This window comes from Arthrobacter sp. AQ5-05, from assembly GCF_003287975.1.
Taxonomy (GTDB): Bacteria; Actinomycetota; Actinomycetes; order Actinomycetales; family Micrococcaceae; genus Paeniglutamicibacter.
Genome location: NZ_QMKQ01000001.1, coordinates 414,202 through 434,639 on the forward strand (window position 1 = coordinate 414,202; position 20,438 = coordinate 434,639).

General features: G+C 65.3%; 22 protein-coding genes and 1 tRNA gene. 11 read left to right on the forward strand and 12 right to left on the reverse strand.

Annotation, left to right across the window (positions count from 1 at the left end; genetic code table 11):
- Positions 1–8: 8 nt before the first annotated feature.
- Together DQ353_RS01980 and DQ353_RS01985 are read right to left on the reverse strand one after the other, a co-directional pair.
- Positions 9–779: an ABC transporter permease gene (locus DQ353_RS01980; protein ID WP_113761102.1), complete on the reverse strand. Its 771-nt coding sequence runs from the start codon at positions 777–779 to the stop codon at positions 9–11.
- Positions 769–1,725, reverse strand: coding sequence for an ABC transporter ATP-binding protein (locus DQ353_RS01985; RefSeq protein ID WP_286166550.1), 957 nt, complete (start codon positions 1,723–1,725; stop codon positions 769–771). Before DQ353_RS01985 ends, DQ353_RS01980 begins: the two co-directional genes overlap by 11 nt.
- Positions 1,726–1,878: 153 nt before the next feature.
- On the opposite strand from DQ353_RS01985, the gene DQ353_RS01990 reads away from it, so the two are divergent.
- The 5 genes from DQ353_RS01990 to DQ353_RS02010 all read left to right on the forward strand — a co-directional run bounded on the left by DQ353_RS01990 (position 1,879) and on the right by DQ353_RS02010 (position 6,587).
- Complete coding sequence (locus tag DQ353_RS01990) at positions 1,879–2,667, forward strand: helix-turn-helix transcriptional regulator (RefSeq protein WP_286166551.1); 789 nt, start codon at positions 1,879–1,881, stop codon at positions 2,665–2,667.
- Positions 2,664–4,124 carry a Fe-S cluster assembly protein SufB gene (gene sufB, locus DQ353_RS01995; RefSeq protein ID WP_113761104.1) on the forward strand — a complete coding sequence of 487 codons (1,461 nt, stop codon included), beginning with the start codon at positions 2,664–2,666 and terminating at the stop codon, positions 4,122–4,124. The genes DQ353_RS01990 and sufB overlap by 4 nt, the downstream gene beginning before the upstream one ends.
- Positions 4,125–4,126: 2 nt before the next feature.
- Positions 4,127–5,404, forward strand: coding sequence for a Fe-S cluster assembly protein SufD (sufD, locus tag DQ353_RS02000; protein ID WP_113761105.1), 1,278 nt, complete (start codon positions 4,127–4,129; stop codon positions 5,402–5,404).
- A gap of 77 nt (positions 5,405–5,481) precedes the next feature.
- Positions 5,482–6,240: a Fe-S cluster assembly ATPase SufC gene (sufC, locus tag DQ353_RS02005; RefSeq protein WP_071216769.1), complete on the forward strand. Its 759-nt coding sequence runs from the start codon at positions 5,482–5,484 to the stop codon at positions 6,238–6,240.
- Between the two features lie 2 nt (positions 6,241–6,242).
- Entirely contained in the window at positions 6,243–6,587 is a 345-nt protein-coding gene (locus tag DQ353_RS02010) for a metal-sulfur cluster assembly factor (protein ID WP_071216770.1), read from the forward strand.
- Positions 6,588–6,676: 89 nt separating this feature from the next.
- Here DQ353_RS02010 and ypfJ read toward each other — a convergent pair whose 3' ends face one another.
- The 6 genes from ypfJ to DQ353_RS02040 form a co-directional block, all read right to left on the reverse strand.
- Positions 6,677–7,591: a KPN_02809 family neutral zinc metallopeptidase gene (ypfJ, locus tag DQ353_RS02015; RefSeq protein WP_113761106.1), complete on the reverse strand. Its 915-nt coding sequence runs from the start codon at positions 7,589–7,591 to the stop codon at positions 6,677–6,679.
- A gap of 62 nt (positions 7,592–7,653) precedes the next feature.
- Positions 7,654–8,280 (reverse strand): energy-coupling factor transporter transmembrane component T family protein, encoded by a 627-nt coding sequence (locus tag DQ353_RS02020; RefSeq protein WP_113761107.1) that lies wholly within the window; start codon positions 8,278–8,280, stop codon positions 7,654–7,656.
- Positions 8,277–8,990 carry an energy-coupling factor ABC transporter ATP-binding protein gene (locus tag DQ353_RS02025; RefSeq protein ID WP_113761108.1) on the reverse strand — a complete coding sequence of 238 codons (714 nt, stop codon included), beginning with the start codon at positions 8,988–8,990 and terminating at the stop codon, positions 8,277–8,279. The genes DQ353_RS02020 and DQ353_RS02025 overlap by 4 nt, the downstream gene beginning before the upstream one ends.
- Positions 8,991–9,046: 56 nt before the next feature.
- Complete coding sequence (locus DQ353_RS02030; protein ID WP_113761109.1) at positions 9,047–9,661, reverse strand: biotin transporter BioY; 615 nt, start codon at positions 9,659–9,661, stop codon at positions 9,047–9,049.
- A gap of 153 nt (positions 9,662–9,814) precedes the next feature.
- Positions 9,815–11,269 (reverse strand): cardiolipin synthase, encoded by a 1,455-nt coding sequence (gene cls / locus DQ353_RS02035; RefSeq protein WP_113761110.1) that lies wholly within the window; start codon positions 11,267–11,269, stop codon positions 9,815–9,817.
- Between the two features lie 19 nt (positions 11,270–11,288).
- Positions 11,289–12,323 carry an AI-2E family transporter gene (locus tag DQ353_RS02040; protein WP_113761111.1) on the reverse strand — a complete coding sequence of 345 codons (1,035 nt, stop codon included), beginning with the start codon at positions 12,321–12,323 and terminating at the stop codon, positions 11,289–11,291.
- A gap of 96 nt (positions 12,324–12,419) precedes the next feature.
- On the opposite strand from DQ353_RS02040, the gene soxR reads away from it, so the two are divergent.
- The 3 genes from soxR (at position 12,420) to DQ353_RS02055 (ending at position 14,181) form a co-directional block, all read left to right on the forward strand.
- Positions 12,420–12,899 carry a redox-sensitive transcriptional activator SoxR gene (gene soxR, locus DQ353_RS02045; RefSeq protein WP_113761112.1) on the forward strand — a complete coding sequence of 160 codons (480 nt, stop codon included), beginning with the start codon at positions 12,420–12,422 and terminating at the stop codon, positions 12,897–12,899.
- A 75-nt stretch (positions 12,900–12,974) separates the two neighbouring features.
- Complete coding sequence (locus tag DQ353_RS02050) at positions 12,975–13,493, forward strand: flavin reductase family protein (RefSeq protein ID WP_113761113.1); 519 nt, start codon at positions 12,975–12,977, stop codon at positions 13,491–13,493.
- Positions 13,494–13,551: 58 nt separating this feature from the next.
- A complete protein-coding gene (locus DQ353_RS02055) occupies positions 13,552–14,181 on the forward strand; it encodes a superoxide dismutase (RefSeq protein WP_113761089.1) in 630 nt (209 codons plus the stop codon).
- 114 nt (positions 14,182–14,295) lie between these two features.
- Here the strand turns inward: DQ353_RS02055 and DQ353_RS02060 are convergent, their stop codons facing one another.
- Positions 14,296–15,744 carry a DUF5129 domain-containing protein gene (locus DQ353_RS02060; RefSeq protein WP_113761114.1) on the reverse strand — a complete coding sequence of 483 codons (1,449 nt, stop codon included), beginning with the start codon at positions 15,742–15,744 and terminating at the stop codon, positions 14,296–14,298.
- Positions 15,745–15,832: 88 nt separating this feature from the next.
- Positions 15,833–16,609 (reverse strand): LysE family translocator, encoded by a 777-nt coding sequence (locus tag DQ353_RS02065; protein ID WP_113761115.1) that lies wholly within the window; start codon positions 16,607–16,609, stop codon positions 15,833–15,835.
- Between the two features lie 183 nt (positions 16,610–16,792).
- Between DQ353_RS02065 and DQ353_RS02070 the strand changes: the two genes are divergently transcribed.
- Both DQ353_RS02070 and DQ353_RS02075 read left to right on the forward strand, forming a co-directional pair.
- Positions 16,793–17,239 carry an Lrp/AsnC family transcriptional regulator gene (locus tag DQ353_RS02070; protein WP_113761116.1) on the forward strand — a complete coding sequence of 149 codons (447 nt, stop codon included), beginning with the start codon at positions 16,793–16,795 and terminating at the stop codon, positions 17,237–17,239.
- Positions 17,240–17,296: 57 nt separating this feature from the next.
- Complete coding sequence (locus DQ353_RS02075) at positions 17,297–18,142, forward strand: aldo/keto reductase (RefSeq protein WP_113761117.1); 846 nt, start codon at positions 17,297–17,299, stop codon at positions 18,140–18,142.
- On the opposite strand, the gene DQ353_RS02080 is transcribed toward DQ353_RS02075, so the two are convergent.
- Entirely contained in the window at positions 18,139–19,389 is a 1,251-nt protein-coding gene (locus DQ353_RS02080; RefSeq protein WP_181578199.1) for an MFS transporter, read from the reverse strand. The genes DQ353_RS02075 and DQ353_RS02080 overlap by 4 nt on opposite strands.
- 192 nt (positions 19,390–19,581) lie before the next feature.
- Between DQ353_RS02080 and DQ353_RS02085 the strand changes: the two genes are divergently transcribed.
- Positions 19,582–19,654 (forward strand) — tRNA-Arg (locus DQ353_RS02085).
- Positions 19,655–19,910: 256 nt separating this feature from the next.
- Here the strand turns inward: DQ353_RS02085 and DQ353_RS02090 are convergent.
- Positions 19,911–20,138 carry a hypothetical protein gene (locus DQ353_RS02090; RefSeq protein ID WP_146755176.1) on the reverse strand — a complete coding sequence of 76 codons (228 nt, stop codon included), beginning with the start codon at positions 20,136–20,138 and terminating at the stop codon, positions 19,911–19,913.
- Positions 20,139–20,438 lie beyond the last annotated feature (300 nt).

The window sequence follows — 20,438 nt, forward strand, 5'->3', positions numbered from 1 at the left end:
CCAGGATTCTAGTTCCACTTGAACCAGCGGGTTGCGGCAAAACCGGCAATGATTGTCCATGCCAGCAGGATAAGGATTCCGGAGACCGAGCCGGTTCCGGTGATCAGGGCCGCCCTCAGTGAATCGCCCAGGGCGGCGGAGGGCAGCAGGTCGACGATCGGCTGCAGGTAGGCAGGTGCACGGGTGCTGGGGAACAGGATGCCCCCGACCGCGGCCAGCAGGACCCAGGCCAAGTTGGTGATGGCCAGCGTGGCCTCGGGGCGCACGGTGCCGGCGACCAGCAGGCCGAGGGCCGTGAATGCCGCCGCGCCGAGAACCAGCAATGCAATGGCCCAGCCGATGCCCGCTGGCGCCGGCCGCCACCCCAGCAGCAGGGCGGTGCCGCCGATGACCACGACCTGGAGGAAGAGGACGACCAGCACGGCCATGACCTTGCCATAGATCAATCCGGCGCGGCCCAGCGGGGTGGTCGAGAGGAAGCGCAGCACCCCGTAGCGGCGGTCGAAGCCGGTGGCGATGCCCTGCCCGGTGAACGCGGTGGACACCACGCACAGGGCCAGCACGCCGGGGGCGGCGGCGTCGATGGGGTTCGCGGCGACATCCTTGAGCAGGTCGGTGAAGACCAGACCGAGGAGGGCCATGAGCGGCAGCACCACGGCAACGACGAGCTGTTCGCCGTTGCTGATCATGCCCAGGGTCTCGTAGCGGCCCTGCAGCAGGATGCGACGCAGCGTTCCCTGCGCGTTGGCGGCCGTGGCGGCCTGCGTACTAGTTGGCATTGTTTCCCTTGTCGGCAATTTCCAGGAACACGTCTTCAAGCGTGCGCGGTTGCATGGTCAGCGCGTGGGGCAGGACGCCCTCGCGGGTCCACCACGTGGTCAGTTCGGCCAAGTCCCCGGGGGAGCGTACCCCGTCAAGGCGGTAGTGCCCGGGGGAGGCCTCGGCGAGCGTGAGGTGCTCCGGCAGCGCGGGCAGCATCATGGCCGCCTCGGCGGTGAAGGTCACGGCCTGGGCCGGGGTTTCGTGCGCGGCGTGGGCCGTGAGCTCCGAGACCGTTCCCTGGGCCACGTTGCGCCCCTCGTCGATGATGTAGACGTAGTCGGAAAGCTTCTGCGCGTCCTCCATGAGGTGGGTGGTCAGCACGATGCACATACCGGCCTCGCGCAGCTCGCCGATCAGCTCGAAGACGACCTGGCGCGACTGTGGATCCAGTCCGGCGCTGGGCTCGTCGAGGAAGACCACTTCCGGGTTCCCCGCCAGGGCGGAGGCCAGTGCCACGCGTTGCTTCTGGCCGCCGGAGAGTCGGCGGATGGAGGTCGTGGCGAACTCGTTGATGCCCAGGCGCTCGATGAGGGCATCGAGGTCGGCCGGCCGCCGGTAGAACGAGGCGACGTGGCGCAGCAGCGGGATCGGGCGCAGCGAGGGCGGCAGCCCGCCGTCCTGCAGCATGACCCCCACGCGCGAGCGCAGTGCGGGGCTGGCGCCGTAGGGATCCTCGCCGAGCAGTCGGACGGTGCCGCCGTTGGGGCGCAGCAGGCCCTGGGCGCAGGCCAGGGTCGTTGACTTCCCCGCGCCGTTGGATCCCAGGATGGTTGTCACGCTGCCCGCGTTGGCCTTGAGGCTGATGCCGTGGAGCACCCGCATCATGCGGCCATCCAGGGCGGGGACGGGACCGAAATCTTTGAGCAAGTCCTCGATCACGAGACTTGTAGACACATTGGACACCCGGTTATTCTATGTCAGGTAGAAGACGCTGGGTCCGCGATGTGGCCCCGGTCTCTTCGTTTGCAGTCGGCATTCCGCCGGCAGGGATCCACCTGCGGCGAAGTAAGCAGTGCCTTACTAGACGGACGCACCGGATTAGAGCATGCTTGTGTTGTGTATTCATCGAAAAACGCCGTGCCGGCCGGCGACGCCCCGGCACGTATCGTTCCCGCGACAGGGGAAGCCGAAGAACGCACCCGCGACCGAGTCCTGTATTCCGTATTGGAAGACGGCCCGGTCAGCGCCGCCGAATTGGGCGAGCGCTTGGGCTTTACCCCTGCAGCCGTTCGTCGCCACCTTGATGCGCTCTCCAAGCAAGGGCTCGTCGAGGTCAAGCTCGTGGCCAACCAGCGCACCGGCGCAGGTCGGCCATCCCGCCGCTATGTGCTCTCGCACCGCGGCCAAACCAAAATGGGCAACGACTACCTTGACATCGCCACCGATGCGCTGACCGAACTCGGTCGTGCCGCCGGCCCCGAAGCGGTCAAGGCGTTTGCCGCCCGCCGCTTCGGTGAGATGGAACGGCGTTACCGCCCCGTCATGGCCGGCATCGAAGGACTTGAGGAGCGCGCCGAGGCGTTGAGCGAAGCGCTCAGCGCGGACGGCTTCGTTGCCTCCACCCGCAAGGTCGGCGCAGACTCGCCGACCGCGACCATGCTCAGCGTCCAGCTGTGCCAGGGGCACTGCCCCATCCAAGAATTGGCCAGGGAATTCCCCGTCTTTTGCGAGATGGAAACCCAGACCTTTTCCCGTCTGCTGGGTGTCGATGTGCGAAGGCTCTCGACACTTGCCAGCGGCGGGCATGTGTGTACGACCCACGTCCCCGTGGGTCGGAACCAAACTCCTCAGCGAGCTGAGAAGAGAACTCGAATCAAGATCACGAAGCAGGAGAGGCCGCGATGACGGATCAGATTGCACAGGACTCCACTGACGCCGGAGTGATTACCGAGATCCTGGAGAAGAACCCCGAACTCCAAGGAATCGGTAATTACGAGTACGGCTGGAGCGACAAGAACGATGCCGGTGCCAATGCGCGCCGCGGCATCAACGAAGACGTTGTCCGCAACATCTCGGAGCTCAAGAGCGAGCCCCAGTGGATGCTGGACATGCGCCTGAAGGGCCTGAAGTACTTCGATCGCAAGCCCATGCCTACCTGGGGCGCAGACCTCTCGGGCATCGACTTCGACAACATCAAGTACTTCGTGCGTTCCACCGAGAAGCAGGCCACCAGCTGGGAGGACCTGCCCGACGACATCAAGAACACGTACGACAAGCTCGGCATCCCCGAGGCCGAAAAGCAGCGCCTGGTCTCCGGTGTCGCAGCACAGTACGAGTCCGAGGTCGTCTACCACCAGCTGCGTGAGGACCTTGAGAAGCAGGGTGTCATCTTCCTCGACACGGACACCGCGTTGAGGGAACACGAAGACATCTTCAAGGAGTACTTCGGCACCATCATCCCGGTGGGCGACAACAAGTTCGCCTCGCTGAACACCGCGACCTGGTCCGGCGGTTCCTTCGTCTACGTCCCCAAGGGCGTCCACGTGGACATCCCGCTGCAGGCCTACTTCCGCATCAACACGGAAAACATGGGCCAGTTCGAGCGCACGCTCATCATTGCCGATGAGGATTCCTACGTGCACTACATCGAGGGTTGCACCGCCCCGATCTACACCTCGGATTCGCTGCACTCGGCAGTTGTGGAAATCATCGTGAAGAAGGGCGCCCGCGTCCGTTACACCACGATCCAGAACTGGTCGAACAACGTGTACAACCTGGTGACCAAGCGCGCCGTCTGTGAAGAGGGCGCCACCATGGAGTGGGTCGATGGCAACATCGGTTCCAAGGTCACCATGAAGTACCCGGCCGTCTACCTGGTTGGCGAGCACGCCAAGGGCGAGACCCTGTCGATCGCCTTCGCCGGTGCCGGACAGCACCAGGACACCGGGTCGAAGATGGTCCACATCGCCCCGAACACCTCCTCGAAGATCGTCTCGAAGTCGGTGGCCCGCAACGGCGGCCGCGCTTCGTACCGCGGCCTGGTCCAGGTCCGCGAGGGCGCCAAGGGTGCACGCAACTCGGTCGAGTGCGACGCGCTGCTGGTTGACCAGATCTCGCGATCCGACACGTACCCGTACATCGACGTCCGCGAGGACGACGTGACCATGGGCCACGAAGCAACCGTTTCGCGCGTGTCCGAGGAGCAGCTCTTCTACCTGATGAGCCGCGGCATGACCGAAGAAGAAGCCATGGGCATGATCGTGCGCGGCTTCGTCGAGCCGATCGCCCGCGAGCTTCCGATGGAATACGCCATGGAACTGAACCGCCTCATTGAACTGCAGATGGAAGGATCCGTCGGTTAATCATGACTGATACCGCAACTCACTTAACGGGCGAAAAGGCCCGCATCGGTGCCCCGAGCATCGCCGGGTTCACCGAAGAGGGCGAAAACCTTTCGCCGTTGAACGCAGCAGCATCCCCGATCGGCGGCGACGCCTCCAAGGCGCACAGCCACGGCGGCGGAGCAGGAATCCCGGATTCCTCGCGTGCCGGTCGCAAGACCAGCTACAAGCTCGAGGACTTCCCGGTGCTGACCGGTCGTGAAGAGGACTTCCGCTTCACCCCGCTCAAGCGCATGGGCGGCCTGCACAAGAACGAGCTGACCGGGGTTGCCCCCGCGTTGACCGTCGAAGGCGCCAACGTCTCCACGCTGGAAACCGTTGCCATGACCGACGCACGCGTCGGTTCGGCCGGTGTCCCGGAGGACCGCATCTCGGCCAACGCCTGGAAGCACGCAGCCGAGGCCAAGGTCGTCACGATCCCGGCGAACTCCACCGGCGAACAGGTCACCTTGACCTACACCGGCACCTCGCTCGAGGCCGCGGCCAGCCACATGGTGGTCATCGCCGAAGCCAACTCCGAGTCCGTGGTGGTCATTGACCACGTCGGGTCCGCGGTGCTGGCCCAGAACATCGAATTCGATGTTCGCCAAGGCGCCAAGCTGACCGTGATCTCGCTGCAGGCCTGGGCCGAGGACGCCATCCACGCATCCTCCCACCTGGCCAAGGTCGGCAAGGACGCGCACCTGAAGCACGTCGCAGTCACCTACGGCGGCAACCTGGTGCGCATGACCCCGTCGGCGCACTTTGAGGGCGAAGGCGGAGAGGTGGAGCTCTTCGGACTCTACTTCGCGGATGCCGGACAGCACCTGGAACACCGCCTGTTCGTGGACCACGCGACCGAGAACTGCAAGTCCAACGTGTTGTACAAGGGTGCCCTGCAGGGCAAGGACGCGCACACCGTGTGGGTCGGCGACGTGCTGATCCGCAAGGAAGCCAAGGGGACCAACTCCTACGAGGCAAACCGCAACCTGGTGCTCACCGAAGGCGCACGCGCCGACTCGGTGCCGAACCTGGAAATCGAGACCGGCCTGATTGACGGTGCCGGACACGCCTCGACCACCGGACGCTTCGACGACGAGCACCTCTTCTACCTGATGAGCCGCGGCATCGACGAGAAGACCGCACGCCGCCTGGTGGTGCGTGGCTTCCTGAACGAAATCGTGCAGCAGATCCGGGTTCCCGAGATCGAGGAACGCCTGGCCGAGACGATCGAGCGCGAGCTCGCCGCCACGGACAACTAGTCCAGGCTTTTCCCCCAACAACACCAAAAACTTCGTCGATTCACATCGACTTCACGGAAAGAGAACGGACTCAAGGCATGTCTACTCTGGAAATCAAGGACCTGCACGTCTCCATCGAGACCGAGCAGGGCAACAAGGAAATCCTCAAGGGCGTTTCCCTGGTCATCAAGACCGGCGAAACGCACGCCATCATGGGCCCCAACGGCTCGGGCAAGTCGACGCTGGCCTCGACCATCGCCGGGCACCCGCGCTACACCGTCACCTCCGGCTCGATCACCCTCGATGGTGCCGACGTCCTGGAGATGAGCGTTGACGAGCGTGCACGCGCCGGCATGTTCCTGGCCATGCAGTACCCGGTGGAGGTTCCGGGCGTTTCGATGACCAACTTCCTGCGCACCGCCAAGACCGCCATCGACGGGGTTGCCCCGAAGTTGCGGACCTGGACCAAGGACGTCAAGACGGCCATGGAAGCACTGAAGATCGATGCCGAGTTCGCCTCGCGCAACGTCAACGAGGGCTTCTCGGGCGGCGAGAAGAAGCGCGTGGAGATCCTCCAGCTCGAGCTCTTCAAGCCGAAGTTCGCCATCCTGGACGAAACCGACTCCGGCTTGGACGTCGACGCCCTGAAGGTCGTCTCCGAGGGCGTCAACCGCGCCCAGGAGCAGAACGAGATGGGCACGCTGCTCATCACGCACTACACCCGCATCCTGCGCTACATCAAGCCCGACTTCGTGCACGTCTTCGTTGACGGCAAGATCGCCGAGCAGGGTGGCGCAGAGCTGGCGGACCGCCTCGAGGAAGAGGGCTACGACCGCTTCCTGAACGTTCCGGCCTAGCCATGAGCGTATCCAACGAGACGACCAGCGGGTCCGCCGAGACCGCACTGGAGGACGTCGAAGAGGCGCTCAAGGACGTGATCGACCCCGAGCTCGGTGTCAACATCGTCGATTTGGGCCTGCTCTACGGGCTGAAGTACGCCGATGACGGCGCACTGCTCATCGACATGACCCTGACCACCGCTGCCTGCCCGTTGACCGATGTCATCGAGGAACAGGTCGGACAGGCACTGGAATCGGTCGTTGATTCCTACCGCCTGAACTGGGTCTGGATGCCGCCATGGGGTCCCGAGCGGATCACCGACGACGGACGCGACCAGATGCGGGCCCTGGGCTTCAACATCTAGTCCGCACGGACGAACACCAAGCGAGGTGCGTTTCCCCTTTTTTCGGGAAACGCACCTCGCTTGCTTTTGGGCCCGGCCCCGCGGGGTGCCTACGCGCCGGGCTTGTCCAGGTTGCCCGCCGAAAGGGTGTCGCACCGGTTGATGTCCCCGGTGGCGTAGCCCTGCAGGAACCAGGCCTGGCGCTGGGCCGAGGAACCGTGGGTCCAGACCTGGGGGTTCACGCGCCCGGAGGCGGCTTTCTGGATGCGGTCGTCACCCACCGCCGAGGCGGCCGAGAGTGCGGACTGCAGGTCGGCCTTGCGGATCGGCTGCATGAAGGTGTTGCCCTCGGCGTCCTTCGTGGTGGCAGCGTGTGCCGCCCACATCCCGGCGAAGCAGTCGGCCTGCACCTCCACGCGCACCGATCCGGAGGTGGCCCCGGTGCCGCCCTGCTGGGAGGCGGCCAGGGTGCCGATGGTGTTCTGGATATGGTGCCCGTACTCGTGGGCCACCACGTACTCCTCGGCCAGCGGCCCGCCGTCGGCACCGTAGTTGGTGCTCAGTTCGGCGAAGAACCCGGTGTCGAAGTAGGCGACGCGGTCCCCGGGGCAGTAGAACGGTCCCACGGCGCTGCTTGCCGTGCCGCAGGCTGTTTGCACCTGCCCGTCAAAGAGCTGCACCCCTGGCCGTTCCACCGCCACGTTGTATTGCGGGAGGTAGTCGAGCCAGAAGCTGTCCAGCGACTGGGTGGTGGCCAGGATCCGGCAGTCGGTGCGGGCGTTGGCATCGGCCCCGGTCTTGCAGCCCTCGATGGCCGCGGGACCGTTCTGCGTGGTTCCCTGTTCGGTGTCCGGGCCGGCGCCGATGCCAAGCTGCGCGAGCATGTCCGGGTTGATGCCGAGGATTGCTGCGATCAGCACCACGATGATCCCGCCGCCTCCGGCGGCGATCTTCCCTCCGCGGCCGCGGCCGCGCGAGTCCCTGATGCGTCCGGAGTCAAGTTTCGCGTCGTCGTTGAAGCTCATGGTTCATACAATACGTGCGCCGGCGGTTTTTTGGCGACGTGTCGCACGCCGCCGCGGCCGTGTTAATTGCGCTCCATGATCCCGCGGGCCGCGAGCGCGTCGGCGGTGCGCTGGGCATAGGCCACGGTGTTGATGACCACCGGTGCGGCCAGGGTCGCGGGGTTGCGCCCGATGCCGCGGGCCTTGGCGGCGTCCGAGAGGTCCTGCACCGAGGTGGCGATCGCCGGGATGCTGCGCAGCATCAGGGCCACGGCCAGGGCGATGGTGGCGGGGTTCCCGCCGAGCAGCCGCACCGGGGAGGCCGCGCGCTCCAACCCGTCGAGCAGGGCCGCCTGGGTGGTGGTCAGCAGCACCAGGCGCCCGCACTGGATCACCGCGAGCATGCCGGACACCAGGGTCAGGGCGAAGAGCGGGGAATTGATGATCGACTGGTGGATGCCCAGGATCGCGAAGATCCACCACAATTGACGCAGCGGGGCGGCCCAGGCGCGCAGCACCCGGGGTCCGGCCAGGGCGAAGAGGCCCACGCCCAGCGCCAGGGTGCCCAGGCCCACGGCGGGGATGCGCCAGAGCAGAACCGCGGTCCCCATCGCGAGCACCACCAGGTACTTGGCGGCCAGCGGTGCGCGGTGCACGATGCTGCGTCCGGGCAGGTAGTGGCCCAGCAGCAGCTGGTGCGAGGCGCTCACGAAGCCAGGCTTCCGTGCCGGACCAGCCAGCGGTAGGCGGCCACGGCCTCCTGGGCCGGGCCGTCGAAGGCGATCTTCCCTCCGGCGACCACCAGCGCGCGGTCGGCGGCCGCCGCGAAGTCCAGGTCGTGGGTCGCGTAGATGACCTGCTGGTCCAGGGAGCCCAGCGTCGCCTGGAGCAGTTCGTTGTTGGCCAGATCGAGCAGGGTGGTCGGTTCGTCGGCCACCAGGATGTCCTGTCCGGCGGCCAGCACGCTGCACAGGGCCACCAGTTGCCGCTCGCCCCCGGAGAGGTCGTAGATGCTGCGCTGGGCCAGGTGCTCCAGGCCCAGCGCAGCCAGTGCATGAAGGGCGGCGGCGGCCCTGGCGCTGCGGTCCTTATGGCTGGCCTTGAGCGAAAGCTCGACGTCCTCGGAGACGATGGGCATCACCAGCTGCGAGAGCGGGTCGGTGAACAGGAAGCCCACGCGCTGGCGCACGGACTTGGCCTGGCGCACGGTGTCGAAGCCGTGGACGGCGACGGAACCGGTCGAGGGGGACACCAACCCGTTGAGCATGCGCAGCAGCGTGGATTTTCCCGACCCGTTGGCGCCGATGACGGCGATGCGCCGCTCGGCGAGTTCCAGGGTGCACGGTTCAAGGACGGTGCGCCCCTGTTGTGAGGGGTCGTCGGCGGGCAGGATCAGCCCGGCATTGTTGAATCGGATCACGCTTAACGGTATTCCCTGCTGGCGGTGTGGATCGAATCCGGCTGTGGCCGGTGGAGCTAGGCCTGGAAGCGGCGCCGGGCGAAGCCCGGGAAGGCCTTGAAGACGCTGACGGCGATGGCCGCGGCCAGCAGGTTCTTCACCACGTCCCCCGGCCAGTAGGCCATGTCCAGGATGAAGGCCTGGCCCAGCGGGATCTGTGCGTTCAGGCTCATGCCCAGGATGCCCAGCGGGTGCACGACCAGGATCGATCCGGCCAGCCCGGACAGGAACAGCCAGGCGAAGCGGCGCTTGCGGGCGACCTTGCGCAGCACGAGCGTGGCCAGCGCACCGGTCACCAGGGCAGCGACCGGGAAGGAGAGCAGGTAGCCGGCGCTCGGGGCCGCCAGCGAGCCCAGGCCGCCGGAGAACTTGGCGAAGATCGGCACCCCGGCCAGGCCCACCACCAGATAGAGGCCCACGGCCGATCCGCCGCGCTTCGAACCCAGGATCATGGCGGTGAGCGCCACGCCCATGGTCTGCAGGGTGATCGGGACGCCCAGGGCGCCCACCGGCACGGCCGGAACCAGGGTGAGCACCGCGATGAGCGCGGCGAAGACGGAAACCAGGGCGAGGTCGCGGGCGCCGATCGGGGCGGGGGTCTGCGCCTCGAGGCGCGGGCTGGCGGTGCTCATGTCGGGGGTGTTCCTGTCGGTTCGCGAGGGTGGCGGTGAAGTGGGCTGGTGACGCGGAGGCGCCACTCAAGACAATACTTGAACACCGTTCAAAAGTCTTCTTCGCCGTTCACAACGGACCTGGTCGCCGGCCGAGGGGCCCGTCACAAGAGGTCACTGCAGCATCGAGGTCAGCCGCGCCAGGTTGTCCAGCGCGCGCTCGCGCAACGGCCGGGCAAGCCAGGGCCCGAGCTGAAGTTCCCGCGAGTTTTCGCGGTACCGGTCCTCCACCCGAAGCAGGTCCACCAGCAGCTCGGGGCCGTGCAGCAGCACCGATATCTCCATGTTCAACGAGAACGATCGCATGTCCATGTTCGAGGACCCGATGACAGCGACCTCGTCGTCGATGGAGAAGTGCTTGGCGTGCAGCACCTTGGGTGCGCGGTAGAGGTAGATCCGCACCCCCGCCCGCAGCAGCGCCTCGTAGTAGGAGCGCTGCGCGTGGTAGACCATCGCCTGGTCTCCGACCTCCGAGACGAACAACTCCACCGGAACCCCGCGCGCGGCGGTGGTGAGGATCGCCAGCAGGATCGACTCGTCCGGCACGAAATAGGGGCTGGTGATGGAGACCCGCCTGGTGGCCTGGTGGATCATCATGGTGAAGAGCTTGAGGCTGTTGTCGTTCTCGAAGCTCGGCCCGCTGGGCAGCACCTGCGCGTCGATGAGCTCGGTGGCACCCTCCAACTCGATGGCGGTGGTGTCCAGCTCCAGCAGCTGCCCGGTCTCGGAGTACCAGTCGGTGATGAACACCGCCTCGAGCTCGCGTACCGCCGGGCCCTCGATGCGCATCATCAGCTCGTGCCAGGACAGGCCGCGCCGGATGTTCTTGGCCTTGTGGTAACGCGGCTCGATCAGGTTCATCGAACCGGTGAAGCCAATGGAGGAATCGATGGCCAACAGCTTGCGGTGGTTGCGCAGGTCCGGGCGCTGCCACTGTCCGCGCCAGGGACGCAGCGGCAACATGTGGTGGACCTGTGCGCCGATGGATTCCAGGAACGCGGCTGTTTCCCTCCGCCGCGGGTACATCAGCGAGGCCAAGTGGTCCAGCAGCACCCGGACCTCGACCCCGCGCCCGCGTGCCCGGGCCAGGGCCTCGAAGAAGGGCTCCGTTGCCTCGTCATGCACCCCGATGTAGAACTGCACGTGCACCCGGTGCCGGGCCGCATCGATGGCCAGCGCCATCTGCGCGATCGTTCCGGCATAGTCGTCGTTGAGCGTGATCTCGTTCCCGCCCACCATCGGCAGCGCGCCGAGGGCCTTGTTCAGCTTCGTGGCCGGGGCCAGCCATGCGGGCCAGTCCGGTTCGTGGCTGGTCAGCCAGGGGCCGCGCGTGCGCTCGAGGATCAGCTCGTTGACTTCGCGTTGCTTGGCCCGGCGGTGTGCCGGCAGGCGGCCGAAGCCGATGAGCAGGAATGCGGCAGCACCCACAAAGGGGACGAACACGATCGCCATGACCCAGGCGATGGCCTCGGCGGGCTTGCGGTTGCGCGAGACCAGGATCGTCGCCAACAGGCCCAGCGCAACGTGCCCGGTTCCCAGGGCCAATGCCCAGATGTCAAGCTCGCTCATGCGCGCACTTCCCGGCGGATCATCGTTCGGCCTGGGCCGGGACGACGACCTTCTTGAGGATCAACAGGATCGCGGCGGAGGTCGGGCAGGCGACAAGCGCGCCCAGCAGCCCCGCCAAGGTCCCGCCGGCCATCGCGCCGATCAGCACCATGGAAGCGGGGATGCGGATGGCCTTGCCCACCACGCGCGGGGTCAGCACGTAGGCCTCGACCTGCATGTAGGCGAGCATCACGACCAGCACCACGAGTGCGGTGCCCGGGGAGTGGAAAAGCGTGACCACCGTGACGATCGCGGTGCTGATGACCGAGCCCACCAGCGGGATCATCGTGATCGGCAGGGCCAGCACGCCGAGCACCGCGGCAAAGGGCACCTTCAACACTGTCAGCAGCACGAAGGTGAACGTCGCGTTGATGGCTGCCAGGATCGCCATCCCGCTCAGGTAGCTTCCGACGGACGCCGCAATCTCCTCACCCAGCTCCCGCACCCGTTCGCGCCGGGATGCCGGTACCAGGTCGTAAAGGCCGTTCTTGAGCGCCTCGAGGCCGATGACGAAGTACATCGTCAGCATGGTCACGAAGAGCACCCCGAAGACGCCGTTGGCGACCCCGAAGCCGGCCTTCAGGGCGCCGTTGCCCACCGCAAGCCACACCGCCGGGTCGGCCACGGTGCGCTGCAGCCAGTCGACACCGGGAGCCAGCGCCCCGCCGAGGGTTCCGTTGAGCTCGATGAACCATACCTGGGATTCGACGCCTTCCAGGCTCGAGGGCAACGCGACCAGCAGCTTCCGGCCCTCGGTGACCAACAGGGGGATCACCAGGGCCAGCACCAGGGCGGCAAGGACCAACAAGACGGCGACCACGCACAGCAGCGCCTTGACGCGGCTCAGGCCCATTTTCTCAAGCTTCCTGACCACCGGGTCCAGGCCCAAGGCCACAAACAACGCCACAAAAACCAGCGTCAGGACGTATGTCAGGGAAATCAGTGCAGCACCCACCCCGAGCGCGGCAAGAACTCCCAAGGTTACGACAAACCCCGACCGGAAGGTGGGTTTCATGGAGCACGCGCCCTTTCATTGACTGCCGCCTGTAAATGATCATGCCATCCCGGGCTCCGTGACATGCCAAGGACGCGAAGAAGGCAGAATGGAAACATGGACACGGGTGATAACACGGCGCAGGACCTCAGCGTGGGCCAGGTGGCGGCCCGCTCCGGCGTCGCGGTCTCGGCCCTGCACTACTACGAGCGGGAGGGGCTGATCTCCTCCTGGCGCACCACCGGGAACCAGCGCAGGTTCGACCGCGGCGTGCTGCGGCGCGTGGCCGTGATCCGCGCAGCCCAGCGCGCGGGCATCCCGCTGCGCTCCATCGCCGAACTCTTTGCCGGGCTGCCGGCCGATGCGACCCCGCGCAAGGAGGACTGGCAGGCGGTCTCCGCGGCCTGGCGCGAGGACCTGCAGGAGCGGATCCACCAGCTGCAGTCGTTGCGCGACGGGCTGGGCGGTTGCATCGGCTGCGGCTGCCTGTCGCTGGCGGAATGCGGATTCGTGAACCCGAACGACAAGCTGGCCGACGATCGCGGCGGGGCCCTGTTGTTCCGGGAGGACATGAAATTTGACCTCAACCAAGGTTGAGGTTCTACCGTGGGGAGTAGAGGGCAGCCCGCGGCACCGCCGCGGGGCCCAAGATGAGAGGAACCCCCACCCGCCGTGCAGACCCAATTTCCGGCCGCCACAGTCGCGGAGCAGTTTCGCCTCGCCTTCGGCAACCATCCCGCCGGCGTTGCCGTCGTGACTGCGACCGGATCCCGCGGACCGGTCGGCATCACCGCGTCTTCGCTGATCTCCGTTTCGGCAGATCCCGCCTACCTGGCCTTCAACATCGCCCGCCGCTCCGGTGCCGCCGAGGCCATCCTGGACTCAGGCACCATCGTGGTGCACCTTCTCACCGACCGCAACGCCGATGTCGCTGCCTTGTTCGCCGGGTCCGGGGAGGACCGTTTCGCGAAGTTGGCGGGGTGGGAATACCTTTCCACCGGCGAGCCGCTGATCCACGGCCTCGGTGTGGCCATGCGCTGTGAGATCGAATCGCGGGTTCCCGCCGGCCCCGCAACCGTGGTCGTGGCCTCGGTCCTCGAGGTCATGGGCGGTCACTCCATGGCGACGCCGCTGGTCTACCACCGGCGCGGCTACCACAGCATCGGTGAGCACTCACGCCTCACCGCTTGACCGGCCCCCGGAAAACCGGGCACCGGATCCCCCTGAAACACGAGAATGAGGAGTCATTTTGGCTATTTATACCTTGCCCGAGCTGCAGTACGATTACGCGGCCCTGGAGCCGAACATCTCGGCGCGGATCATGGAGCTGCACCACTCCAAGCACCATGCGGCCTATGTGGCCGGGGCGAACACCGCCCTGGAGCAGTTGGCCGAGGCGCGGGCGAAGGGCGAGTTCGGGAACATCCCGAAGCTGTCCAAGGACCTGGCGTTCCACCTGGGCGGGCACACGAACCACTCGATCTTCTGGAACAACCTTTCGCCGGAGGGCGGGGACAAGCCCGAGGGGGAGCTGGCTGCGGCGATCGACGACGCGTTCGGTTCGTTTGACGCGTTCCGTGCGCACTTCACGGCCGCGGCGATGAGCCTGCAGGGTTCGGGTTGGGCGTTGCTGGGCTTTGAGGGCCTGGGTTCGCAGCTGGTCATCGAGCAGCTTTACGACCAGCAGGGCAATGTGCCGGTGGCGACGACCCCGTTGTTGATGTTGGACATGTGGGAGCATGCGTTCTATCTGGATTACGTGAATGTGAAGGCCGACTACGTGAAGGCGTTCTGGAACATCGTGAACTGGGCCGATGTCTCGGCGCGTTTCGAGGCGGCCCGCAAGGGTGCCGCGACGCTGGTCGTCCCGGGCAAGTAACAAAACCCGAAAAACACGATGGGGCGGGTATCGGATCGGTCATTGAACCGAATCGATACCCGCCCTTTTCCCTTGCCTCAGCCGGACCGCGCGGCGCATCGGAGACGTGGCGGATCAGAAACGCGACGAGGAACCGGAACCGGAGAAACTGCCGCCGCTGGAACCGTATCCGGTGCTGCCGCCCGAGGACGAGCTGGCGCTGCGGCTTTCCTGCACGCGGGAAATCCCGGAGTGGTAGCCGGCGCTGAACCCCACGACCGACCAGAACCTGTTGGCCGGGTACACGGTGCCCAGGATGCTGTGGTTCGAGGAATAGCTGGAGCCGCGGGCCTCGGGGGTGCGCATGGCCGCACGCATCAGCTTCTCTTCTTCCTGGTCCTTCGCAAACTTCGCGATCACCGCCTCGGAGTACTCCTTGAGCATTCCGGTGAGCTGCTCGCGGACTTCGGCGATCTTGTCCAGTGCTTCCTCGGGGCTGATTTGCCTGGATTGCAGGGCGGAACCCCACTTTTCGATTTCGGCGGTCGTCATGGCCTTGAAGCGGCTCAAGCTCGTGGCGGACGGCGCCTCGGGTGCGGCATGCTTGCCGATGACCAGCGAATCGATCTCGGCCAGGTCCTCACGCAACGGGGCGAGCTGGCGTTCCCACGCAGCGGCCCAGCCCGAGCCCATGTTCAAGAGCATGTTCGTATCGGCGATCACGTCGTCCAGGCGATCCAGGTCGGTGGCCTTGGCCGCGTACTTCTCCATGAACAACGCGGTTTCCTTGCGTGTGTGCGACTTCGGGTCCATGTCGTTGGCCTGGTTGCCTTGCGCGGCGAGTTCGTTGTAGGCGACCATGAATCCGCGGTATTTTTCCAGCACCAGGCTGCCGTAGCGCGAGCCGTCGTTGATCGTCTTGGCGTTCAACTCGGTCGCTTCGAGGTCCAAGCTGACGTTCGAGTAGCTGGCGTTGCCGATTTCAAGGGCCTTCAGGGAGCGGTTCCGGTAGGTTCTGCGCACGTACAGGGCACTGCCGACGCTGATGCCGCCGACCGCCAGGATGCCGGCGCTCCAGGCATAGAGCTTGGGGGATTTGTACCAGGGGCGGTTCATCAATTGCGCGGCACGCTCGACGCCGGCGATGGTCCCGTCGGTCCACTGGGCCTCCCGGTAGAGGTCCCTGGTGGCGCTTTGGATGTCATCGCGCTGGACGGGGGAGACCTTCCGGTCTTCACCGAAATACGTGCCCACCTGCCTGCCGGTGGGATCCAGCGCAAAGACGAACAACGAATCTGCCCACTTTTGCCCATCCGCGCTCAACCATTCAGGGTGCTTCTGGCGTGCGAAGCGCAGCACTTCCTCATTGAGGTTGTCGTGGTACTCGCCGTCCCGCGTGTAGATGGCGACCTTGGTCGGCTCATTGAACGAGATCTTCTTGATGGCCGGGACCAGCGTGTTCAGATCCAGTGTTCCGGCGGTGTCTTCGATGACGATATCCGTTGCCTGTGCGGCAAGTGCCGCCGGGGCACCGCCGACCAGCAGCAAGGCACCCAGGGCCAGGATGGACAGTAACTTTCGCATGCGTATTGCCGTTCGTCGGTTGCAGTCTTCCCTTGAACCCTAACCGGGTTTCACCAATCGATCGATCCTGCGTGCGCCGCCGGGTGTGTCAGCTGACGAAGAGGGCCATCAGCATCTGGATGGAAGAGAGCAGCATCGGTGCTTGTTCGGCAACCAGCAGCAGCCCCAGGACGATCATGACCAACCCGCTGAACAGGGTGATGAAGCGGGCAGCGGTCGGACGCTGGCGCAGCAATGCCCGGGCACCCAGGGCCACGCCCGTGTAGACGAAGATCGAGAGCACCATGTGGCTCAGCCCCAGCAAGGCGGTCTGCGCCGGAACCGAGAAGGCGGCCTCCGCATGGATGAACTGGGGGATCAGGGCCAGGTAGAGCAGCAACGCCTTGGGGTTGGATCCGCTGGTTCCCAGGCCGCGGAAGAATGCCGGCCCGAAGAAGCGCTCACGGGCCGACCGGGATGCTGTGGTTTCGACGGCCGTGCGAACCAGGGTGTCCGACCCGCCGTTTGAACCGGCCCGGGCCGATTCGGCCACGGCGGCGCCCTCTGTCTTCCGGGGCATGCCGGCCTCTGCCTTGAATCCGGCCCCGCGCCACGACCTTGCCGTGCTGACGCCTAGCCAGAGCAGGTAGGTGGCACCGGCCAGCGTGATCCAGGACAGCAGTCGCGGATTGCTGGCAACCAGTGCCGCCATCCCGGCGACTATCAAGATGGTGTGGAAGAGGTAACCGCTGCATAGCCCCGCCACGGCAGAAGAGACCTTGTGGCGGCCGAGGCCAGCGGAAATCGCGTAGGCCCAGTCGGCGCCGGGTGTCATGGCCAGGGCAAATGACACTCCGAGGAAGCCAAGAATGGTTTGCATGTCCATGATCGATCTCTTTCCCGCTGTGGATGTACCGGCAAGTTTAGGAAGAAAACGGGGAAATGTGCTTGCGTGTTCTCACGCTTCCTTGCATATTAGGGCGAGAATGTGATTGATATACTTGTTGAAGCGCAAGAATATTGCGTGCCACTTTTGACTTGCCGAAATAACAGGAATGGGGGCTGCCACATGGACGGAATAGACCGAGCGATCCTGCGCCGATTGCAGGATGACGGGCGCATGACCGCCACCGCACTGGCGGAGGATGTCGGACTCACCGTTGCCCCCTGCCACCGGAGGCTGCGCGAACTGGAAAACAGCGGCGTCATTCGTGGCTACCGGGTCGACGTGGACCCGGTGAAGGTCGGCCTCGGATTCGAGGCCCTGGTGTTTGTGACACTCAGGGACCGCTCGACCATGAAGGACTTCGAGCAGGAAGTCGGCAGGATCGGGCAGATCATCGATGCCCAGCGGCTCTTTGGCGAACCGGACTTCTTGCTGCGGGTGATGGCAGCGGACCTTCCCGCCTACCAGCGCTTTTACGACGACGTGCTCGTGGTTCTGCCCGGTGTCGAAAAGCTGACCAGCACCATCGTCATGAAGAACCTCAAGTCCGGCGGCCGGCTGCCGATCTAGGCACCGGCGCCCCGCCGGCCCCTATCGGTAATCCCTCCTGTGCCATAGCATGGCCAAATGTCAGACAACTACGCATCGGTCCCGTTACGTGAACTCAACAATGGCGCCTTCATGCCATCCATTGGCCTTGGAACGTGGCCGCTGGATGACATCCAGGCCGGAGCAGCAGTGGCCCACGCATTGGAGGCCGGATACCGGCTCATCGACACCGCGGAGAACTATGGCAATGAGGAAGGAATCGGGGAAGGCCTCGGCTCGACGTCGGTTCCGCGCGAGGAACTGTTCATCACCTCAAAGTTCAATGTGCAATGGCATTCGGTACAGGGAGTCATGGACGCCTGGGAGAACAGCTGCAAGCGCCTGGGGCTGGAATACCTCGACATGTTCCTGATCCACTGGCCGAACCCGAACGAAGGCAACTACGTGCAGGCCTGGGAGGGCCTGGTGAAACTGCTCAAGCGCGGGCGCGTGCGGGCCATCGGCACCTCGAACTTCACGGTTCCGCAGTTGCAGGAACTGATCGACGCCACCGGCGTGGTCCCGGACGTCAACCAGATCCAGCACTCCCCGTTTTGGCTCGACGACGACCGGCTGGCATTCCATGCCGGGCACGGGATAGTCACCGAAGCATGGGCGCCGCTGGGCCGCGGGGAAAACGACCTGTTGGAAGCCGCGCCGGTGCTGGCCGTTGCCGCTGCCCACAGGGTCACCCCGGCCCAGGCGGTGCTTCGCTGGCAGATCGAACGCGGAGCCGTTCCCATTCCCAAGACGACAAACCCGGACCGGATGGCCGAGAACCTCAACGTCTTTTCGTTCAATCTCTCAGCAGAGGAGGTACTGGCCATCGACGAATTGGACGGCGCGGCGGGAGAACGCTTGGACCCCATGCGCTTCGGACACTAGTCGATCCGTTCCAGGGCCGGATGCGGTCCCGGAACGTTCGTGGCCTTCGGTGTGATCAACAGCGTCAGCAGCAGAACGACGGCGACCAGGATGAACGCCCTGAGCACCCCGAAATGTTCGCCAAGGAACCCCAAGACCGGCGGCCCGATCAGCATCGAGGAATAGCCGAACACGGCCACGATGCCCACACGTCGGGGCCCGTCGGTGGGGTGCGCCGCCGCAACGCTCATTCCCACGGGGAACCCGAGTGATCCGCCCAGGCCCCACAGCAAAGCCCCGGTGAAGACCGCCCAGGGGGCCGGGGCCAGGATGAACAGGACGATGCCGGCCAGGCCAAGGATCCCCATGGACACCAGGACCCGCTTGTGCCCGAGCCGGTCAATGAGCGGGCCGCCGAAAATTCGTCCCGCAGTCATGGCCGCGACGAATGCGCCGAAGACCAGGGCTCCGGTGGCTTCGGTGAATCCGTGGTCGTCCACCGAGGCAATGGTGAGCCAGTCGTTGGCCGTGCCCTCGGCAAAGGCCAACCCGGCGACCATCAGGCCGATCAGCATCAGGTGTCCGTCGCGGAACAGTGCCCTGAGGCGTTGCCACCAGGCGGCGGCGGAAGGACCTGTGGCGGAGCCCTGGTCCGGCGGCGGTTCAATGCCCGAGACATTGCGGACGAAGTAGAGGCCAAGGCCCATGACCAGGACACCGGCGACCGCGAAGTTCCACATCACGTCGATGTCCAGGCGGGAGGCTCCCGCACCCAGGACTGCGCCGATGATGGTCCCGAAACTAAAAAAGGCGTGCATCATCGGCAGGACGGTCTTGCCCAGGGAACGTTCGACCGCGGCGCCGTCGACATTCATCATGACGTCGGTCGCGCTGAAGACAAAACCGTAGAAGACCAGGATCGCCATTGCGCCCACGGTGCTCCCGAGCACCTCGGTCATGCCGCCCAGGATCGCCAGCGAGGCGCCCATGCTGAGCAGGCCGAGCGTGGTTCCGCGACGGACGCCGAGCCTGGCCAGGATGCCGGGGGCGAACGCCAAGCCTCCGATGGAGCCTATGGCCAGGGAGAAAAGCAGGATGCCGACATCGGAGGTGGAAAGCTCGAGCTGCACCCGAACGGCCGGAAGCCGGGCAACCCACGTGGCAAACGCGAAGCCGCACAAGAAGAAGATGCCAAAGATGGAGTTGCGCCACGCCGTGGTCTTCGGCCTTCGCCCCGCTTCGACGGGTGCTTCGGATTTGCTGGGCAACGGCAGCCTTTCGACACTAAAGCGGTGGATCTTGGCGGTGGGTGTCGACCGCTTCAAACATGCGCTGGTTGATACTTTCATCATACGTCCGGAGTAATTGTTTTTCATCGCCCAACGCGCCCCGGTTGCCCGGTATCGCCCCGGGTGAAATGTGAGACCACTACTGGTTTGGGCTATGATTCTTGTGCACTCGCCTCCGTAGCTCAGTGGATAGAGCAACAGCCTTCTAATCTGTCGGTCGCGCGTTCGAATCGCGCCGGGGGCACTCGAAAAAAGCGACACCCACTAGGTTTTTCCTAGCGGATGCCGCTTTTTTCGTGCCTGAAATCCACTGTTTTGGCGGAAAGGGCGGGCAGCGCTCATGCACGACGCCCTTGGACCGGCAGCTTGCGCGGCAGCCAGATCAATGGTCTTTGCCACGGCAGCGGCGCAACGAATCTAACGCCACCACGTTCGATGCCGTTCGGGCGTCGACGCCCATGCGCCATGGCAGCAGTGCCCTGCTCGGGGATGTGGATTTGTCAGGCGTGGTGGATCCCACCGACCCGGTGGGCGCCGTCCCACACCATTTCGCGAGGCCCCTCGGCCACAGCGTCCGTAGCCTTGGCCAGATATCGCGCGCGAACCCTGGCTTCGAGATGCAAGTCCTCCGGCATCGATTCAACCATCAGGTCGTCCGGCCAATCCGAAACCGTCATCTCGCGGCCGTCAAAAGGGCCGCCACGCAGCACAACCCGAACCGAATTCATGATCGCGCTCCCGCGTCCGTTGCCAGTTCTCGGGTTTCCATGGTTCCATCCTTGATCGCCGTTGCCCACTGTCGCAAGCGCTTGCCGTGGTTTCCTCAGCTTCACGCAGCCGGGTCAGTTTCGCAATAGCCTTCAGACCTGACAGGGGTGCGGCCCGAAGCGGGGAGGTCGCTGCCGGGCCACCGGGAAGATCCGCACAAGGAATGACGCCGGGGTCCGGGTTGGCATGGCAGGGTTGAAGGGTGCCCGTACGGGTCATCGGGCCATCGGAGCCCAATCCGCCCACGAAGGAAGGCGTCA

What these genes read in the sequence shown, in the direction of transcription:
- sufC (WP_071216769.1), top strand. Translation starts at nt 5,482, where the DNA reads ATGTCTACTCTGGAAATCAAGGACCTGCACGTCTCCATCGAGACCGAG.
- DQ353_RS02040 (WP_113761111.1), bottom strand. Translation starts at nt 12,323, where the DNA reads ATGAAACCCACCTTCCGGTCGGGGTTTGTCGTAACCTTGGGAGTTCTT.
- sufD (WP_113761105.1), top strand. Translation starts at nt 4,127, where the DNA reads ATGACTGATACCGCAACTCACTTAACGGGCGAAAAGGCCCGCATCGGT.
- cls (WP_113761110.1), bottom strand. Translation starts at nt 11,269, where the DNA reads ATGAGCGAGCTTGACATCTGGGCATTGGCCCTGGGAACCGGGCACGTT.
- DQ353_RS01980 (WP_113761102.1), bottom strand. Translation starts at nt 779, where the DNA reads ATGCCAACTAGTACGCAGGCCGCCACGGCCGCCAACGCGCAGGGAACG.
- DQ353_RS02090 (WP_146755176.1), bottom strand. Translation starts at nt 20,138, where the DNA reads ATGAATTCGGTTCGGGTTGTGCTGCGTGGCGGCCCTTTTGACGGCCGC.
- sufB (WP_113761104.1), top strand. Translation starts at nt 2,664, where the DNA reads ATGACGGATCAGATTGCACAGGACTCCACTGACGCCGGAGTGATTACC.
- DQ353_RS02065 (WP_113761115.1), bottom strand. Translation starts at nt 16,609, where the DNA reads ATGGACATGCAAACCATTCTTGGCTTCCTCGGAGTGTCATTTGCCCTG.
- ypfJ (WP_113761106.1), bottom strand. Translation starts at nt 7,591, where the DNA reads ATGAGCTTCAACGACGACGCGAAACTTGACTCCGGACGCATCAGGGAC.
- DQ353_RS02060 (WP_113761114.1), bottom strand. Translation starts at nt 15,744, where the DNA reads ATGCGAAAGTTACTGTCCATCCTGGCCCTGGGTGCCTTGCTGCTGGTC.
- DQ353_RS02030 (WP_113761109.1), bottom strand. Translation starts at nt 9,661, where the DNA reads ATGAGCACCGCCAGCCCGCGCCTCGAGGCGCAGACCCCCGCCCCGATC.
- soxR (WP_113761112.1), top strand. Translation starts at nt 12,420, where the DNA reads ATGGACACGGGTGATAACACGGCGCAGGACCTCAGCGTGGGCCAGGTG.
- DQ353_RS02010 (WP_071216770.1), top strand. Translation starts at nt 6,243, where the DNA reads ATGAGCGTATCCAACGAGACGACCAGCGGGTCCGCCGAGACCGCACTG.
- DQ353_RS02075 (WP_113761117.1), top strand. Translation starts at nt 17,297, where the DNA reads ATGTCAGACAACTACGCATCGGTCCCGTTACGTGAACTCAACAATGGC.
- DQ353_RS02070 (WP_113761116.1), top strand. Translation starts at nt 16,793, where the DNA reads ATGGACGGAATAGACCGAGCGATCCTGCGCCGATTGCAGGATGACGGG.